The 16,597-nt window shown below is 71.0% G+C and carries 16 protein-coding genes; 8 read left to right on the top strand and 8 right to left on the bottom strand.

The window, feature by feature from the left end:
- The first annotated feature begins 40 nt into the window (after positions 1-40).
- The 3 genes from O7629_RS27180 (at position 41) to O7629_RS27170 (ending at position 5,575) form a co-directional block, all read left to right on the top strand.
- Positions 41-1,573, top strand: a complete 1,533-nt coding sequence (locus tag O7629_RS27180; RefSeq protein WP_278172774.1) for an acyl-CoA carboxylase subunit beta — start codon at positions 41-43, stop codon at positions 1,571-1,573.
- A 72-nt stretch (positions 1,574-1,645) separates the two neighbouring features.
- A complete protein-coding gene (locus O7629_RS27175) occupies positions 1,646-2,803 on the top strand; it encodes an acyl-CoA dehydrogenase family protein (RefSeq protein WP_278172773.1) in 1,158 nt (385 codons plus the stop codon).
- Positions 2,804-2,929: 126 nt separating this feature from the next.
- On the top strand, positions 2,930-5,575 hold the full coding sequence (locus tag O7629_RS27170) for a helix-turn-helix domain-containing protein (RefSeq protein ID WP_278172772.1): 2,646 nt from the start codon (positions 2,930-2,932) through the stop codon (positions 5,573-5,575).
- 249 nt (positions 5,576-5,824) lie between these two features.
- Here O7629_RS27170 and O7629_RS27165 read toward each other — a convergent pair whose 3' ends face one another.
- Complete coding sequence (locus O7629_RS27165; protein WP_278172771.1) at positions 5,825-6,316, bottom strand: MarR family transcriptional regulator; 492 nt, start codon at positions 6,314-6,316, stop codon at positions 5,825-5,827.
- A 102-nt stretch (positions 6,317-6,418) separates the two neighbouring features.
- On the opposite strand from O7629_RS27165, the gene O7629_RS27160 reads away from it, so the two are divergent.
- The gene (locus O7629_RS27160) at positions 6,419-6,994 is read left to right on the top strand and encodes a YceI family protein (protein WP_278172770.1); all 576 of its coding nucleotides are present in this window, start codon (positions 6,419-6,421) and stop codon (positions 6,992-6,994) included.
- Positions 6,995-7,286: 292 nt separating this feature from the next.
- A complete protein-coding gene (locus tag O7629_RS27155; protein WP_278172769.1) occupies positions 7,287-8,768 on the top strand; it encodes a glutamate--cysteine ligase in 1,482 nt (493 codons plus the stop codon).
- A 10-nt stretch (positions 8,769-8,778) separates the two neighbouring features.
- Here the strand turns inward: O7629_RS27155 and O7629_RS27150 are convergent, their stop codons facing one another.
- A complete protein-coding gene (locus O7629_RS27150) occupies positions 8,779-9,942 on the bottom strand; it encodes a hypothetical protein (protein WP_278172768.1) in 1,164 nt (387 codons plus the stop codon).
- A gap of 139 nt (positions 9,943-10,081) precedes the next feature.
- Between O7629_RS27150 and O7629_RS27145 the strand changes: the two genes are divergently transcribed.
- Entirely contained in the window at positions 10,082-10,966 is an 885-nt protein-coding gene (locus O7629_RS27145) for a PASTA domain-containing protein (RefSeq protein WP_278172767.1), read from the top strand.
- 60 nt (positions 10,967-11,026) lie between these two features.
- On the opposite strand, the gene O7629_RS27140 is transcribed toward O7629_RS27145, so the two are convergent.
- Positions 11,027-11,314, bottom strand: a complete 288-nt coding sequence (locus O7629_RS27140; protein WP_278172766.1) for a hypothetical protein — start codon at positions 11,312-11,314, stop codon at positions 11,027-11,029.
- Between the two features lie 445 nt (positions 11,315-11,759).
- Between O7629_RS27140 and O7629_RS27135 the strand changes: the two genes are divergently transcribed.
- Complete coding sequence (locus tag O7629_RS27135; protein ID WP_278172765.1) at positions 11,760-12,635, top strand: helix-turn-helix transcriptional regulator; 876 nt, start codon at positions 11,760-11,762, stop codon at positions 12,633-12,635.
- Complete coding sequence (locus O7629_RS27130; protein ID WP_123606573.1) at positions 12,605-12,832, top strand: DUF397 domain-containing protein; 228 nt, start codon at positions 12,605-12,607, stop codon at positions 12,830-12,832. Before O7629_RS27135 ends, O7629_RS27130 begins: the two co-directional genes overlap by 31 nt.
- A 97-nt stretch (positions 12,833-12,929) precedes the next feature.
- Here the strand turns inward: O7629_RS27130 and O7629_RS27125 are convergent, their stop codons facing one another.
- From O7629_RS27125 to O7629_RS27105, 5 genes are all read right to left on the bottom strand, one after another.
- Complete coding sequence (locus tag O7629_RS27125) at positions 12,930-13,496, bottom strand: hypothetical protein (protein ID WP_278172764.1); 567 nt, start codon at positions 13,494-13,496, stop codon at positions 12,930-12,932.
- Positions 13,497-13,602: 106 nt separating this feature from the next.
- Positions 13,603-14,385, bottom strand: coding sequence for a 3-ketoacyl-ACP reductase (locus O7629_RS27120; protein ID WP_278172763.1), 783 nt, complete (start codon positions 14,383-14,385; stop codon positions 13,603-13,605).
- Positions 14,382-15,818: a hypothetical protein gene (locus O7629_RS27115; protein ID WP_278172762.1), complete on the bottom strand. Its 1,437-nt coding sequence runs from the start codon at positions 15,816-15,818 to the stop codon at positions 14,382-14,384. Before O7629_RS27115 ends, O7629_RS27120 begins: the two co-directional genes overlap by 4 nt.
- A gap of 80 nt (positions 15,819-15,898) precedes the next feature.
- The gene (locus O7629_RS27110) at positions 15,899-16,294 is read right to left on the bottom strand and encodes a type II toxin-antitoxin system VapC family toxin (protein WP_278172761.1); all 396 of its coding nucleotides are present in this window, start codon (positions 16,292-16,294) and stop codon (positions 15,899-15,901) included.
- Positions 16,291-16,578: a hypothetical protein gene (locus O7629_RS27105; RefSeq protein WP_278172760.1), complete on the bottom strand. Its 288-nt coding sequence runs from the start codon at positions 16,576-16,578 to the stop codon at positions 16,291-16,293. Before O7629_RS27105 ends, O7629_RS27110 begins: the two co-directional genes overlap by 4 nt.
- Between the last annotated feature and the right edge of the window lie 19 nt (positions 16,579-16,597).

Here is a 16,597-nt window from a genome sequence, read left to right as displayed (position 1 = left end):
CCTAACGATCGTTTAGTACGGGCTGCGGCGAGGGGGCGGCGTGACACTGGACGGTGAGGCGCTGGATCGGCTCGACAAGCGGATCCGGGCCGGCGGTGCGGAGAAGTACCACGCGGCCAACGCCGCCCGGGGCAAACTGTTCGCCCGGGAACGGGTCGACCGGTTGGTCGACGCGGGCTCGTTCGTGGAGGACGGCCGGTACGCCAACGCCCTCGCCGACGGGCTGCCCGCCGACGGCGTGGTCACCGGCACCGCCACCATCGACGGCCGCCAGGTCTGCCTGATGGCCAACGACTCCACGGTCAAGGCCGGCTCGTGGGGCGCCCGTACCGTCGAGAAGATCATCCGGATCATCGAGCGGGCGTACGACGCCGGCCTGCCAATGGTCTACCTGGTCGACTCCGCCGGGGCCCGGATCACCGACCAGGTCGACCTGTTCCCCGGCCGGCGCGGTGCCGGCAAGATTTTCTGGAACCAGGTGCGGGCCTCCGGGGCGATCCCGCAGGTCTGCGCCCTGTTCGGGCCGTCGGCCGCCGGCGGTGCCTACATTCCGGCGTTCTGCGACGTGGTGGCGATGGTCGAGGGCAACGCCAGCATGTACCTCGGCTCGGACCGGATGGTCGAGATGGTCACCGGCGAGAAGACCACGCTGGAGGCGATGGGCGGCGCCCGGGTGCACTGCGCCGAGTCCGGCGTCGGGCACTTCCTGTGCAAGACCGAGGACGACGCGCTCGACGTGGTCCGCCGCTACCTGTCCTACCTGCCGGCCAACTGGCGGCAGCCGCCACCGGCGACGGCGGCGGTCGAGCCGCCGGCCGGGGTCGACCTGGCCGCCCTGGTGCCGGCGAGCGAACGGCAGGCGTTCGACATGCGACGGTTCGCCAAGGGACTGCTCGACGAGGGCAGCTTCCTGGAGATCCAGGCGCTGTGGGCCCGGGAGCTGACCGTCGGCTTTGGCCGGCTGGCCGGCCAGGTGGTCGGCGTGGTCGCCAACAACTCGATGTTCAAGGGCGGGGTGCTCTTCGTCGACTCCGCCGACAAGGCGACCCGGTTCGTGCAGCTCTGCGACGCGTTCAACGTACCGCTGCTGTTCCTGGCCGACGTGCCCGGCTTCATGGTCGGCAGCGCCGTGGAGAAACAGGGCATCATCCGGCACGGCGCGAAGATGATCAGCGCGATCTCCGAGGCCACCGTACCCAAGATCTGCGTCGTGGTCCGCAAGGCGTACGGCGCCGGGCTGTACGCGATGGCCGGCCCTGGATTCGAGCCGGACGCCACGCTGGCCCTGCCCACCGCGAAGATCGCGGTGATGGGTGCGGAGGCCGCGGTCAACGCGGTCTACGCCAACAAGATCGCGGCGATCGACGACCCCGACGAGCGGGCCGGCTTCGTCGCCGCCCGCCGCGCCGAGTACGAGCGCGACATCGATCTCACCCGGCTCGCCAGCGAACTCGTCGTCGACGACATCGTCCGACCCGAACAGTTGCGCGCCGAACTGGTCCGGCGGTACGCGGCGGCCGCCGGCCGGGACCGGCAGTTCTCCCACCGCCGGCACGGCGTCACCCCGGTCTAGCGGCACCGCAGGTGCGGCGGCCGGTGTAGTGGCAGCCGATCGGGCTGCGAGTCCTCCAGAAAGGATCTGAGCATGGACTTCAGGCTGACCGACGAGCAGGAGGCGCTGCGGGAGAGTGTCCGCGAGTTCGCCCGCGAGGCGATCGCGCCGGTGATCGGTGACTACTACCGGCGGCACGCCTTCCCGTACGACATCGTCCGCCAGATGGGCAAGATGGGGCTGTTCGGGTTGCCGTTCCCGGAGGAGTACGGCGGGATGGGCGGCGACTACTTCGCGCTCTGTCTGGTGCTGGAGGAGCTGGCCCGGGTCGATTCCAGTGTGGCGATCACCCTGGAGGCGGCGGTCTCGCTCGGCGCGATGCCGATCTACCGGTTCGGCACCCCCGAGCAGCGCGAGCGGTGGCTGCCGCAGTTGATCAGCGGGGAGGCGTTGGCCGGATTCGGGTTGACCGAGCCGGGGTTCGGGTCCGACGCAGGGGGGACCGCCACCCGGGCGGTGCTCGACGGCGACCACTGGGTGATCAACGGTTCGAAGGCGTTCATCACCAACTCGGGTACCGACATCACCTCGCTGGTCACGGTCACCGCGGTGACCGGGACCAGACCGGACGGTTCGAAGGAACTGTCCACCATCATCGTGCCGGCCGGGACGCCGGGGTTCACCGTCGCGCCCGGCTACTCGAAGGTCGGCTGGTGCGCCTCGGACACCCACGAGTTGACGTTCGACGATTGTCGGGTTCCGGCCGATAATCTGCTGGGTGAGCGGGGTCGGGGGTTCGCGCAATTCCTCCGGATCCTCGACGAGGGGCGGATCGCGATCGCCGCCCTCGCGGTCGGCCTCGCGCAGGGGTGTGTCGACGAGTCCGTCCGGTACGCGGGTCAGCGCCGCGCATTCGGCCAGCTCATCGGCGGGTATCAGGCGATCCAATTCAAGATCGCGGACATGGAGGTACGGGCGCACACCGCTCGGCTGGCCTACTACGACGCGGCCGCCCGGATGCTCGCCGGGGACCAGTTCAAACGCCAGGCCGCGGTGGCGAAGCTGCACGCCAGCGAGTGCGCCGTGCAGAACGCCCGGGAGGCGACCCAGATCCACGGTGGTTACGGCTTCATGAACGAGTTCCCGGTCGCGCGTTTCTGGCGCGACGCGAAGATCCTGGAGATCGGCGAGGGCACCTCGGAGATCCAGCGAATGATCATCGCTCGTGATCTTGGACTTGCCGACGCTTGATGATCTTGTAAGGGTGCCTCGGGCGGCGCCGCACCTCCCCGGTTGTGTCGGAAATCCGTTCCTTTCGGGTCGTCAGCCTGACGGAAAGCTGACCCGGGCACCCGGCAATGCGTACCCTCTCCTGCCATGAGTCCGGATCATGCTCCTGACCAGAGCAGGGTCGGGTTCGACGAACTACTCCGCAGCCGACGGCTGGCCGTCGGCCTGACCCAGGCGGAGCTCGCCGCGGTGGCCGGGGTCGGCGTGCGTACCGTCCGGGACCTGGAACGGGCCCGTACCGCCCGCCCGCAGCGGACCACGGTCGATCTGCTCGTCGCCGCGCTCGGCCTGACCGGAGAGGACCGGGCCGAGTTTCACGCGGCGGCGCGGGGCCGGCCGGCCGAGCCGCGTCCGACGATCCCGCGCCAGCTGACCCCCGCACTCGCCACCACGGCGTTCCCGGCCGGGCCGCCCAGCGAGGCTGCCGGCGACATCGAGACGTTGGTCGGGCCCGGCCGTAGCCGGGGCGTCCCGCTGCCCGGCGAGCTGATCGGCCGCGACTGCGACGTGGCCGACCTCGTCGGCCTGCTGACTGCGGGACCCGGTGCCGGGGCAGGGCTGATCAGCCTGGTCGGACTGGCCGGAGTCGGCAAGACCAGCCTGGCGCTCGCGGTCGCCGCCGAGGTGACCGACCGGTACCCGGGCGGCACCGGTGGCATCGTCGTCACCGAAGGCTCCACCGTCAGTGACGTACTGACCGCCACCGCCACCGTCTTCGGCGTCGGGCGGGTCAACGATCTGGCGGCCCGGCTCGCCGACGGCCCGGCACTGCTGCTGGTCGACGCGGTGGAACGGGCGCCGGTGGCGATGGCCGACGCGCTGCACTGGCTGACCCGTACCGCGCCGTCGCTGCAGGTGGTGGCGACCGGCCGGCACCCGGTCGGGCTCCCCGGTGAACGGGTCTGGCCGGTCACGCCGCTGGAGGTGCCGCCGGCCGACACCGAGGCCGACCTGGCCACGGTCGCCGGCTACCCGGCGGCGCGGCTCTTCCTGGCCCGGCTCCGGCAGGTACGCCGGGAACCGGTGCACCCCGGCGAGGTCGGCGCGCTGGTCGGGCTCGTCCGGCGGCTCGGCGGGCTGCCGCTGGCCATCGAGCTGGCCGCCGCCCGGGGGCGGGCGCTCGACCTGAACGAGATCTTCAACCGGTACGGCGACCGGCTGCTCGACCTGGCCGTGCCACCACCCAGCAGGGAAGCCGTGGCGGTGACCCTGCGCGACGCGGTCGCGGCAAGCTACGCGCTGCTCACGCCCGCCGAGCGGCGCGGCGTACGTCGGCTCTCGGTGTTCCGCAACCGGTGGTCGGTCGAGCTGGCCGAGGGGATGCTCGCCGAGGATCCGGTCCAGCCGGATGTTGGGCAACTCGACATCGGCCAGCCCGACATGAGCCGGTCGGATCAGGACGGTCGGGTCGACCCGGTGCCGTTCCTCGACCGGCTCATGTCGTTGGGGCTGCTCGGTGCCCGGGGCGCGGGTCCGTACCGGTTCCGGCTGATCGACGTGGTGCGGGACCTGGCCACCGAGCGGGCCGCCGCACACGGCGAACTGTCGGCGATCCGGCGGCGGCACGCCGTGCTGTTCGCGCGGCTCGCCGAGCGGGCGGCGGTCGACCTGGCCGGGCCGAAGCTGGTCACCGTCGTCAGTCGGCTCGACGAGGTGGCCAGTGACCTGTGGGCCGCGCTCGCCCACTCCGCCAACGACGACCCGCACACCGCCCTGCGGCTGGCCGCCGCCCTGCCCCGGTGGTGGCGGTTCCGGGGGCGCGACGTGGCCGGCCGGCGCTGGCTGCGCCGGCTGCTCGACGACCCGCAGTTGGCCGACGCGGACCTGGCGATCCGGGCCTGGGCCCAGATCGGCGTGGCCCAGCTCGCGCTGGAGCACGACGCCGGTCCGCAGGAACTGCCGGCCGTCCGGTCGGCGCTGGCCACCTTCATCGAGCTCGGGGAGACGTCGGGTGAGCTGGCCGCGCGTACCGTGCTCAGCGCCGCCTGCCTGGCCGCCGGTCGGTTCGACGAGGCGCGGGCGCACTCCGAGGCGGTGCTCGCCCTGGCCGGCCGGATCGGCCGGATCCGGGAGATGACGCTCGCCCAGCACGCGTTGGCCCGGCACGAGATCCGGTCGGGTGACCTCCGGGCCGCCCGACGCCGGCTGGCGGCGGTCGACCGGCTCGCGGCCAGGTCCGGCGAGGACCGGTTGCGGCTGCTGGCCCGGGCCAACCTGGCCGAGGTGGCCAGGTTGGAGGGCCGGTACGCGCGGGCAGCCGACCTGGGACGCCGGGTGTTGGCGGCGTTGACCGCCGTCGGTGATCCGAGTCATCGGCGGCAGGTGTTGGGCATCGTCGGGCTGGCGCTGGCCCAGGACGGCCGCCTCGCGGAAGCGGCCGACGCCCTGACCGAGCTCCGTGGTCAGGTGATGCCGGTGGAGATGGTGGACCGGCCGGTCCACCATGCCGACCACGCCGGGCCGGACGACGATCCCCGGTGCGCGTTGATCGAGGCGACCCTCGCGGCGCGGCGCGGGGAACGGGAGCTGGCGATGGAGTGGTACGCCGTGGCGGCCCGTTCGCTGGGCAACGGCCCGGAGCCGCGGGACGCGTTGGAGGCGATGGTGGGGCTGGTGGTGCACGCCGAGACGGCGGTGTCGCGGGCTGCGGCCCGGGACCGGTTGGCGGCGGCCTGCCACAGTGCCGGGATCACGCTGCTTCCCCGGGAACGGGACGCGGTGGGTCAGGGCTGAATCAGGTCAAGACGCGGACGTCCGGCGGGGCCATCACTGGCCACCCGCCGGACGTCGACACGCCCCCCGGGTTGGCGCGGAATCGCCCCCCGGCCTGGACCACTGTCCTGGCCTTCGCGCCGCACCCCCCGTTACGTTCCCGGTCGCCAGTACGCTATCCGGCCCATCCGAGCTGTTTGCGGCTTTCAGGGCCTTATGTCGTTGATCGAGGGTGCTTTCTGCCGGTCCTTCTGCCGGTGCCGGCGTCGGTCAACTCACCGGCGCGGTCGCTTCGTCACTGCCGGCGGTTGCCTGCGGATGCACCGCGTCACGAAGGCGTCGGAGGGTGTCGAGCAGCGTCGTCAACTCCGCAGGCGCGAACTGACCGGTGAACCACTTGTCGATCAGCTGTAGGTGACCGGGGAGAGTGTCGTCGAGGCGTTGCTGACCGGCCCGGGTGAGCACCGCGTACGAGCTGCGCCGGTCGGATGGGCAGGCGCGCCGGCAGACCAGCCCGTCGCGCACCATCCGGTCGACCACCCGGGTCGCGCCACTGGTGGACAGCGCAGCCTGAGCGGCTAGGTCGGTCATCCGCAGTTGGTGACCTGCGGAACGGCGCAGCCGCATCAGCACCTCGAACTCGACCGTCGACAGGCCGTGCTCCTCGAACTGCGCCGCGAAGCGGGCCGCGAGCCCGGTGTGGACTTCGAAGAGGAGGCCGATCGCGGTGATCCGGGGATCGTCGGCGAGGTTCTCGGTCACCAGGTCATCGTAGCAGTACTTGACATGAGGAATATTGCCTAGTCTATTGTTGCTGTCGCACATGTTCCCCCTTCAACCGGATGTCCGCGAGAGGCAGCAGCCATGAGCACCGACCAGACCACCCGCGAGTGGAACGGCATCACCATCCCCACCGCCGGCACCTACGAGCTCGACCAGGCCCACCGGCGGGTCGGGTTCGTCGCCCGCCACATGATGGTCAGCAAGGTCCGCGGTGAGTTCACCGACGCCACCGCCACCATCACCGTCGCCGAGGACCCGCTGCAGTCGTCGGTCACCGCGGTGCTGCAGGCGGCCAGCATCAACACCGGGCAGGCCGACCGGGACGCCCACCTGCGCGGCGGCGACTTCCTCGACGTCGAGAAGTTCACCACCATCGAGTTCCGCAGCACCGGGATCGTCTCGCACAGCGGCAACGAGTTCGTGCTCGCCGGTGACCTGACGGTCAAGGACGTGACCCGGCCGGTGGAGCTCGCCGTCGAGTTCGAGGGCGCCGGCCGCAGCCCGTTCGGCCAGGACATCTTCGGTTTCACCGCCAGCACCGAGATCGACCGTGAGGAGTTCGGCCTGACCTGGAACGTCGCCCTGGAGACCGGCGGCGTGCTGGTCGGCAAGAAGATCAAGATCGAGATCGAGGGCGAAGCCATCCGTCAGGGGTGAACCACGGCGCCCGTACCCGGCGCGACACAGCGGCACCCCGGTCACCTCTTCGGTGACCGGGGTGCCGCTGTCTGTAGTAACCCCAGTAGAAGACGCCCGTCGGATGTGAAAAGGTGAAACCGAGCGCTTCGGTCCGCTCACTTTGGGGCGATCAACGCCTGTCCCGGCTGGGGGAGCCGGCGACAGCCGCGGTCGAGCAGGGTTGCATCACCACACAGTCGGAACGGTTCTGCCGCGCCGCTCGGCCAGCGAGCGTGGCGGCGGTCGTTCGGGGCGCGCCGGGGAGGGCATTATGGGCAGGGATGTCGGTTCACGCGCGTCGTTCAGTCGGGAGGATCGCGTACGTTACCGGCAAAAAGTTCGCCGCTGCCTCGACGTCTTCGCGCTGATGCTCGACGACTTCAAGTTCGACGCCGACCGGCCGACGACCGGGCTGGAGATCGAGCTGAACCTGGTGGACCCGTACGCGGAGCCGGCGATGCGCAACGCGGAGATCCTGGCCAACCTCGCGGACCCCACCTTCCAGACCGAGCTGGGGCAGTTCAACCTCGAACTCAACGCGCGCCCGCGGCTGATCGAGGCCGACGGCTTCGCCGACTACGAAGCCGACCTGCAGGCCAGCCTCGCCCGCGCCGGTGACCGGGCGGCGAAGGCCGAGGCGGCCATCATCCTGATCGGCATCCTGCCCACCCTCACCCCACAGCACCTGGTGCTGAACAACATCTCCACCAACGGGCGCTACCGGGTGCTCAACGAGCAGATCGTCGCCGCCCGCGGGGAGGACATCCGGCTGGACATCCGGGGCGTGGAGCGGCTGCAGGCGTACACCGACTCGATCGCCCCGGAGGCCGGCTGCACCAGTGTGCAGTTCCACCTGCAGGTCTCCCCGGACAACTTCGCCAACTATTGGAACGCGTCCCAGGCCATCGCGGCGGTCCAGGTGGCGCTCGGTGCCAACGCGCCGTACTTCTACAGCAAACAGCTCTGGGCGGAGACCCGCATCGTGCTGTTCGAGCAGGCCACCGACACCCGGCCGGACGAGCTGAAGGCGCAGGGCGTACGGCCCCGGGTGTGGTTCGGTGAACGGTGGATCACCTCGATCTTCGACCTTTTCGAGGAGAATGTCCGGTACTTCCCGCCGTTGCTGCCGATCTGCGCCGACGAGGATCCGGTCGAGGTGCTGCAGGCCGGCGGCGTTCCCGAGCTCAGCGAGCTACGGCTGCACAACGGCACCGTCTACCGGTGGAACCGGCCGGTGTACGACATCATGCACGGTCGACCGCACCTGCGGGTGGAGAACCGGGTGCTGCCCGCCGGGCCGACCGTCGTCGACATGCTCGCCAACGCCGCCTTCTACTTCGGCCTGGCCAGGGAGCTCGCCGAGGCGGACCGCCCGGTGTGGAGCCAGCTGAGCTTCGGCGCGGCCGAGGAGAACTTCCACCAGGCGGCGCGGCGCGGGATCGCCGCACATATGCACTGGCCGCAGCTCGGCGAGATCCCGGTCACCGATCTGGTGTTGGACGTCCTGCTCCCCAAGGCGTACGCCGGTCTGGACCGGTTCGGGGTCTCGCCACAGCATCGCGACCGGCTGCTCGGCATCATCGAACAACGCTGTCGGTTGAGGCGCAACGGCGCGGTCTGGCAGACCGAGTCGGTCTGGCGGGCCGAGCGGGAGCAGGGCCTGGCCCGACCCGACGCGCTGCACCAGATGCTGCAGCGCTACGCCGAACTGCAACGCAGCAACGAACCGGTGCACACCTGGCCGGTCGACTGATTCGCGCTGTTCAGCTGCCGTCGGGGGTGGTCGGCGCCGGCCGGCCCCCGCCGGTGACCGAAGCCGTGCCCCGGGCCGGCGCGTCGGCCACCTGGCCACTGGTCGGCTGCTCCGGCACCGGCGCGTCGCGGCCTTCAGCGGAGCCGGAGACATCGTCCCGGCCGTCGGCGGACCCGCCGGTAGCCGGGGCATCGGTGGCCGAAGCACTGTCGTGGTCGGTGGTGGCGGCGGTGGCGGTGGCGGGCTGCCGGCGGGACATCTCCAGCCGCTGCGCGATCGCGGTGACCAGCACCGACCCGGCCAGGCCGGCGATCACCGCGTACGGGGCGAGCAGATGCGCCGAGAGTTGCTCCGCCCGCGGCCCCACCAGCCGGGGGGCGGCCAGGAAGTACGCGGCGGCGATCAGCACCGGGCCGACGCCGCCGGAGATCGCGGCACCCACCCGGCGACGAGCGTCGCGGGCGGCCGGCCAGGCGGAGACCGCGCCGATGATGAACGCCGAACCCAGCGACAGCGCCGCCCCGGGCAGGTAGATGTTACGGAACCAGTACTGTTCGCTGTCTGCGGTGATCTGCCAGACGCCGAGTTGGGCGCTGGTCAGCCCGGTGCCGGAGATCACCGAGTCGATCACGGCGACCACCGCCAGCAGCCAGAGCCACCCGACGGTGGCGATGGCGTTCGTCGCCGCCGCCCGGGAAGCGACCGCCCAGATCGCCATCAGCAGTCCGACGACCGCGCCCACCATCGCGTACCCGGCGGCGATGGTCTGTGGGGAGAAGGTGTCAGCCCGCGTCGCGCTGCGCGCGGGTACGGCGATCAGGGCGACCGTGAGCATCCCGCCGATCGCGGCCGCCGCGGCGAGGGCTAGTCGCCACAGGCTCGCGGTCAGCAGGCTGTCCGGCGTTCGATCCGGATCGGTGCCGGCCGACAGTTCCGAGTTGGGACGTGACGGCGCGAGCCGGTCCGCGACGACGGCACCGATCACCACCGAGGTCGCCGTGATCCACGTCGCCCAGGCGAGGCTGGCGACCCAGGACGCCTCTCCTTCGCCGTCGACTGACGGTAACCAGGCGACTATGCCGAGGCCGTAGCCCAGACCGAGCTGCGCGGCACCTGCGCCCGCAGCGATGCCGGTCGCCGTCGCGACCGATCTTCCCCAGCCTCGTACGGCCATGCCGGGCACTGTAGCGGTAGTGGCGAACTCCGGCGACTCGTGGGCGTGGGGCGCGCTGTCCGGCGGCCGGGTCGATATCTTGAGCCCTACCGAAAGTCACGCCCGGTGGTACGTACCGGTGGTACTGAGAGGACGAGTCATGGCCGACAGACCGAGGGATCCTGCGGAGGACGGCTCGGCAGGGCGTGACGCCGGGGACTACACCAGCCAACTGCCCCGGCCGGTCGACCCCTGGGCGACCAGGGCCGGTGGGCCAGCTGACCAGGCCGGCGAGTCGACCGGTCAGTCCGACCAGCCGCCCGGTCGGCCCGGCACACCGGGCGGCGACCCGGGCGCGACGGTCGCCGACCAGGGCGGGCACCCCGGCTCGACCGCACCCGACCTTCCGGCGGATTCCGCCGCCGGTGGTGCCCGGGAGCCGGCGTGGTCCGGCCGGGCCGGGGTCCCGGTGCGCCCGGCGGCGGGCGGCGGCGGCACCGGCGACTGGCCGGGACCGGGCGGCGGTACGGAAGGCGGCGGCCGGCCGTGGTGGCTGCCGATCCTGATCGGTGTTCTGGTGCTGCTGCTGGTCGCGTTGGTCGGCCTGGTGATCTGGTGGGCCAGCACGCTGGACGACTCCACGGATCCGGGCGGGCCGACGCCGACGGCGGCGCCGACCGCGACGGTGCCGACCTCGCAGCCGGAGACGGAGCAGCCCGAGCCGACCGAGGAGCAGCCGGAGCCGACCGAGGAGCAGACCAGTGAGGCGCCGCTGGTGGTCGTACCGACGCTGACCGGGCTGTCGCTGGCGGACGCCCGTGCCGAGCTCGACGAGCGCGACCTGGTCTACCGGCTGGAACAGCGCGGCTCGGACCAGCCGGCCGGCACGGTGCTCGAGACCGATCCGCCGGCCGGGACGGAGGTGCCGCCCGGCACCGAGATCCTGTTGGTGATCGCCGCGACCAACACCGAGCCGACGGGTCCGGCTGACCCGACCGGGGCGGCCGAGCCGACCGGGGAGCCGGGCGACGGAGACGAGGACTGAGTCGCGGTGAGCGGCGCGGGCCGACGTGCCGGACGGCGCGGACCGGACCCAGGTGAGCGGTCAGCTGGCCCGCGCCGACATCACCGTGGAAGCCGGCCGCCGGGCGGCTGCCCGACCCGGCCGGTCGGCCACCACCCGGAGCTGGCGTAGGCCGTCGATCTGGACGAAAATGGAGCGTCGGTCGACGGCATCGCCGCTGGCGTTGAGTTCGTAGCCGTCCAGCCAGACCCAACCATGGTAGGTCGGCCAGTCGTGGACCCGGATCACCCGGAAGAGGAGCGGCTCGAGGAACTGCACGCTTGCCGCACGGGTCACGTGGAGGACGTCTCCTGAGCGGGGTAGTAGCACCGCTACTCCTGTTCCGAGCTGCCGTTGTCCGATTGCTGCCAGGCATGCGGATCCGCACCGGGCACTGTCGGATGTTCCACCGGTTGCCGGTGGTCAGACGGGCACGGCGTTGCCGGTGTCCGGGCAGCAGGCACCGTCGCGGTACGGCGCAACCGCGGCGGATACGATCTTGGATGAACGCTGAGTGACCTGAGGCCTACGCAAAGAGTGCACCACCGTCGCCCTCGATGCAAGTTGCAAAGTGGTTTTGGCGTAATGCGAAAATCACTCGGTCGATTGCTGCTTGAAGTCCTACATGTACGGGCGGCAGACTGAACAGGCTTTCTTTCCGCGTCGGCCTTCCTCCCCGTCCACGCACGACCGCTCGCGACGTAACCCCGTCGCCCCTCAACCGCGTGCGCGGGGTCCGGCCGACTGCCCCTACACCCCTGACCGGAGGTGACCGGTGACCGAGCGTCGAAGCCCAACCGTCCGTCGCCGCCGTCTCGGCGCCGAACTGCGCCGGCGGCGGGAAGGCGCGAAAGTCACGATCGATGCGGTGGCCGAACGACTGGAGTGCTCCGCCTCCAAGGTCTCCCGGATCGAGACGGGACACACCACCGCGACTCCGCGGGACGTCCGCGACATGCTGGAGATCTACGGCGTGACCGGTGTCGAGGCCGAGGAGCTGGTGCAGATTGCCCGGGAGGCTCGGCAGAAGGGCTGGTGGCATCCGTACTCCACGGTGCTCACCGGCGCGTATGTCGGCTTCGAGGCGGCGGCTCGGTCGGTCCGGGCGTACGAGCAGCAGGTGGTTCCCGGTCTGCTGCAGACCGCCGACTACGCCCAGGCGATGATCCGCTCGGCCCGGCCCGACATCACCGACGAAGAAGTTGCCCACCGCGTCCATGTCCGACTGAAGCGTCAGTCGTTACTGACTCAGGAAGATCAGATCGATGTATGGGCGGTGCTCGATGAGGCTGTGTTGAGTCGGCCGGTCGGCGGCGACGCGGTGATGCGCGCCCAACTGCACCGCCTCGTCGAGGCGGCGGATCTGCCGAACGTGACCCTGCAGGTCCTTCCGTTCGAGGTGGGGGCACACGCGGGGATGGACGGGACGTTCACCATCCTCGACTTTCCGGAGCCCAGCGACGCGGACGTGGTCTACGCGGAGAACGCCACCGGTGGGCTCTTCCTGGAGAAGACCGAAGAACTACGCAAATACATATTTATTTTCGATCACATACGCGCGGCGGCGCTCACTCCCGAGGAGTCCGTCGCGATGATCGCTAAACGCGCGAAGGAGCCATTGTGGACATCGAGGTCAAGGGGCTTCGGGTAGACCTGACCCGTGCGGCCTGGCGAAAGAGCTCGCGCAGCGGGCCGAACTGCGACAACTGCGTGGAGATCGCGTTCGTCGACCAGGCCATCGCGGTTCGCGACTCGAAGAACCCGACCGGGCCGGTCCTGATCTTCACCTCCGACGAGTGGGACGCCTTCCTCGGCGGTGCCCGGGACGGCGAATTCGACCTGGACTGACCAACGGCTGACCAACGGCTGAGCCCCGGGTGCGTCCCGGGGCTCAACCGTGCCCAGCCTCGACCGTCCCCCGGCGTGGCCGCTGGGCCAGCCCAGCTCAGCCCCTGGGTAGCCGGCCGACCAACGCGTGCTCAGCGAGCGCGCTGTGCCGCAGCGCATGCCGCACCCCGACCGCGACCAGCAGGATCACCGCCACGGTCAGCACCAGCCCGTCGGCCACCACCCCGAGCCCGTCGGCGACCATCCCCACTCCCGGCACGCCACCGAAGTACCGCGCCGCCACCGGCACCAGCGCCACCGCCGTCACCTGCACCGGCAACGCCACCAACGGGTGCGCCGCGCGGGCCAGCAGCCCTGGCGGACTCGGCGCGGCGGGTGCGGTGACGAACGCCGCCGATCCGCCGTACAGCCGCCGCAGGCGCGGCAGGGTCACCACCGCGACCGCCACCGCCGGCACGGCGACCAGCAACACCTGTGCGCTGGCCGCCCCGCCACCGATCAACCCGGCGATCCCGCCCAGGCCGGCCAGCACGAACGCGGTCAGCCAGCCGACCCGGCGCCGCAGCGCGGCCGGGCTGCCCGCCGACGGCAGCGATTCGGCGATCACAGCGGCGGCGAGCCAGCCACCGGTCAACGCCAACCAGCCGACCAGAGCGATGTCCATGCTCCGAATCCTGCCGGCCGGTCGACGTCGGCACCTCCGGGTGCAGCCCTGGTCGACCCCCCAACGGGCACCCGTAGGGGTGCCAGCAGCCTTGGGCGTCCGCTGGCTACAGCGTCCGCAGGTGGAAGCCACCGTCGACGTCGATCACCTGGCCGGTGCTGAACGGCAGCAGATCGGTGGCGACCGCCACCACGGCCCGCCCTACGTCGTCCGGCTGACCCCACCGGCGGATCGGCGTCAGCCCCTGGTTGAAAATCAGATCGTCGTACTTCGCCTGGACCGGACCGGTCATGTCGGTGGCGATGATGCCGGGCCGGATCTCGTAGACGTTGATGCCGTGCTCGGCGAGGCGGGCGGCGTACAACTGGGTGGTCATCGCCAGGCCGGCCTTGGCCACGCAGTAGTCACCCCGGTTGACGCTCGCCGTGTAGGCGCTGATCGACGAGACGATGACGATCTTCGGCGTGGTGACGGTGCCGGCCGTCACCATGCCGATCATGGCTCGGCTGACCTGCTGGGTCAGAAAGTAGGGACCCTTCAGATTGATGTCGATCAGCCGATCGAAGGACTCCTCCGTCGCGTCGAGCAGGTCCGCCCGTACGTCCGGGGCGACGCCGGCATTGTTTACCAGCAGATCGATCCGACCGAAGGTCGCCACGGTCTGATCGACCAGCCGTTGCCGGTCCGCGCTGACCGACACGTCCGCGCCGACCAGCAGCGCCCGGCGGCCCATCGCCTCGACCTGCTCGCCGACCTGGCGGGCCGCGTCGGCGTTGCGGGCATAGTTGACCACGACGTCGTACCCGGCGGCGGCGAGCGACAGCACGATCCCGCGCCCGATGCCCCGCGAACCGCCGGTGACGATGGCGACCCGCGCGGGGGCGGTCACCGTCCGCCCCCGACGGTGCCCGCGCCGTCGGCGCTGCCGGTGCTGTCGGCGCCGGCCGGGCCGAAGAACGTGTAGTACGGCTCGTCGCGCGCCACCCGCTGCAGGTAGAGCGCCAACTCGCGGGCGTGGTAGTCGCCCCACATGCTCGACTCGCCGTGCGGCACCCGACTGCCGGCCGGCACGTGGTCCCAGCCGTTCGGTCGGTGGTAGATCGAGTGCAGGATCAGTCCCTGGTGGCGGGTGTCGGTGCTCAGGTACGGCTCGTCGAACAGGGCGCCGGCCACGGTCAGCCCGGCCTGCCAGTAGCGCCGACCGGCGTCGGGCTGCCCGGCGTCGGTCAGGTAGCGGCCGAGTCGCAGCAGACCCTGTGCGCCGATGCAGGCGGCCGACGAATCGACCGGCTCATGATCGTTGTACGGGTCCGCCGGGCGATCCAGGTAGTCGCCGAGAGCGGCCAGGCCGGGCGCTCCGGTGTCCCAGTACGGGATGCCGTTGGTCGGCGTGTGTTCGAGGTAGAAGTCGCAGGTGGCGGTGGCGGCCCGCAGCAGCGTCGCGGTCACCTCGGCCCGCCCACCGTACGGTTCGAGGTCGCTGTCCGGCAGCACGGCCAGGTATTCGAGCTGCTCCGGGAAGCCGAGCATCGCCCAGGCCAGCCCGCGCGTCCAGGTGGTGAACGGCGAGTAGCCCTGCTGGGTGCTCGGGCAGCGGTACCGGCCGTCGTTGACGTTGAAGATCGACTCGTGGGCGGTGCGGCCCCGGATGTCGTAGCTGTCCCGGCCGTCGCCGTAGAAGACGTTGTACCGGGCGGTGTTGGTGGCATGTTCGATGAGCCGGCCGAGCAGCGAGATCCGCTCGTCCTGCTCGCCCATCAGTACGTGGCCGAGCAGGTGGGACACGGCCAGCGCCCGGCAGGAGCGGATGGTGTCGACGAACAGCGACTGCGGCCCGTTGAACGAGTAGATGTAGCCGGTGCCGTCGGCGGTGTCCCGCCAGCGGGCCGCCTGCACCGCGCCGGTCAGCTTCAACGCCAGTTCGTAGAAGTCGCGCTCGGCGCGGTCGTGCGGGAGCCGGCCTTCGGCCATCAGCCGCCACAGGTTGCCGTACGTGCTGACGTTGTTGAAGCCGTGGTCGTGCACGCCGATGTGGCTGACGTGGCTGGCCATCACGGCGACGGTCAACTCGCGGGCGGAGTCCAGAAACCGCTGCTCGCCGGTGGCGTCGAACTGCAACAGGGCCGAACCGTACTGGAAGCCCTGGGTCCACTCGGTCCAGCCGCGCGCGGCGTACCGGCCGTCGACGGTGAAGACCGGCGACGCCGACCCGGGTGGGCAGGTCTTCTCGATCGAGTCGATCTTGTGGGCGGAGGCTTCCCAGAGGCGGTCGATCCTGGGTTGCAGGCTGGCCGGGGTCAGCGCGTCGTCGATCCGAATCATCGGATCAGCATAGGAAAGCGCTTGCCTAGGCGGAAGACCTTGGCCGTGGCGGAAGACCAGGCCGCCGAACCCGCGTCCCGCTACGCGACGAGTTCGACCCGGCAGTACGCGCTCGCCGCGCGGGCGAGTTTGCCGTCGGCGGTCACCAGCGTCAGTGCGCGGCGCTCTGCGAGGGCGACGTAGGGGGCGTCGTACGCGCTGATGTTCGCCTTGACCTGCCACATGCGGGTGAGCAGATCGTCGATCGGCACGGTGTCGACGCCGAGGCGGCTGATCCGGTCGACCGCCCGCGCCGCCGTCTCGTTGGTGATCTTTCCGCCGAGGGCGAGCCCTCGCATGACGGAGAAGACCTCGACCTTCCAGTGCTCCGGTGCCGCCCACTCGGGGTCTCGGCCCAGGACGGCGCGGGCCTTGCGGCCACGGTCGTCGCTGTAGATGAGCACACTGGCGAGGACCGATGCGTCGACGACGATCACGCTACGTCCCGCCCGGAGGGCGCGGAGTCCGGGAAATCCCGTTCAGCGCGGGAACGGGCGAGCAGGTCGGCGGCGTCCGGCGCGGTCGGTCCGGCTCCGCTGCTGCCGCCGTCGAGTTCGTCGCTGAGCTCGGCGAGGAGCTGCCGGTTGCGGCAGAAGTCAGCCTGCCGGTTGAGGACTGCCAGCAGGTACGCCTGCAGCGACTGGCCACGTTCGCGGGCCTGCTGGGCCAGGAGGTCCCGCACTTCTTCGGGTACGTCGCGGACAGTGAGCACCACAGTCATGACTTCATTTTGAATGCGT

This window comes from Solwaraspora sp. WMMD792, assembly GCF_029626105.1.
Taxonomy (GTDB): domain Bacteria; phylum Actinomycetota; class Actinomycetes; order Mycobacteriales; family Micromonosporaceae; genus Micromonospora_E.
The sequence above is the reverse complement of the archived record's forward strand: the minus strand, read 5'-3'. Positions and strand labels throughout refer to the sequence as shown.

What these genes read in the sequence shown, in the direction of transcription:
- O7629_RS27175 (WP_278172773.1), top strand. Translation starts at nt 1,646, where the DNA reads ATGGACTTCAGGCTGACCGACGAGCAGGAGGCGCTGCGGGAGAGTGTC.
- O7629_RS27170 (WP_278172772.1), top strand. Translation starts at nt 2,930, where the DNA reads ATGAGTCCGGATCATGCTCCTGACCAGAGCAGGGTCGGGTTCGACGAA.
- O7629_RS27160 (WP_278172770.1), top strand. Translation starts at nt 6,419, where the DNA reads ATGAGCACCGACCAGACCACCCGCGAGTGGAACGGCATCACCATCCCC.
- O7629_RS27155 (WP_278172769.1), top strand. Translation starts at nt 7,287, where the DNA reads ATGGGCAGGGATGTCGGTTCACGCGCGTCGTTCAGTCGGGAGGATCGC.
- O7629_RS27150 (WP_278172768.1), bottom strand. Translation starts at nt 9,942, where the DNA reads ATGGCCGTACGAGGCTGGGGAAGATCGGTCGCGACGGCGACCGGCATC.
- O7629_RS27145 (WP_278172767.1), top strand. Translation starts at nt 10,082, where the DNA reads ATGGCCGACAGACCGAGGGATCCTGCGGAGGACGGCTCGGCAGGGCGT.
- O7629_RS27125 (WP_278172764.1), bottom strand. Translation starts at nt 13,496, where the DNA reads ATGGACATCGCTCTGGTCGGCTGGTTGGCGTTGACCGGTGGCTGGCTC.
- O7629_RS27115 (WP_278172762.1), bottom strand. Translation starts at nt 15,818, where the DNA reads ATGATTCGGATCGACGACGCGCTGACCCCGGCCAGCCTGCAACCCAGG.
- O7629_RS27105 (WP_278172760.1), bottom strand. Translation starts at nt 16,578, where the DNA reads ATGACTGTGGTGCTCACTGTCCGCGACGTACCCGAAGAAGTGCGGGAC.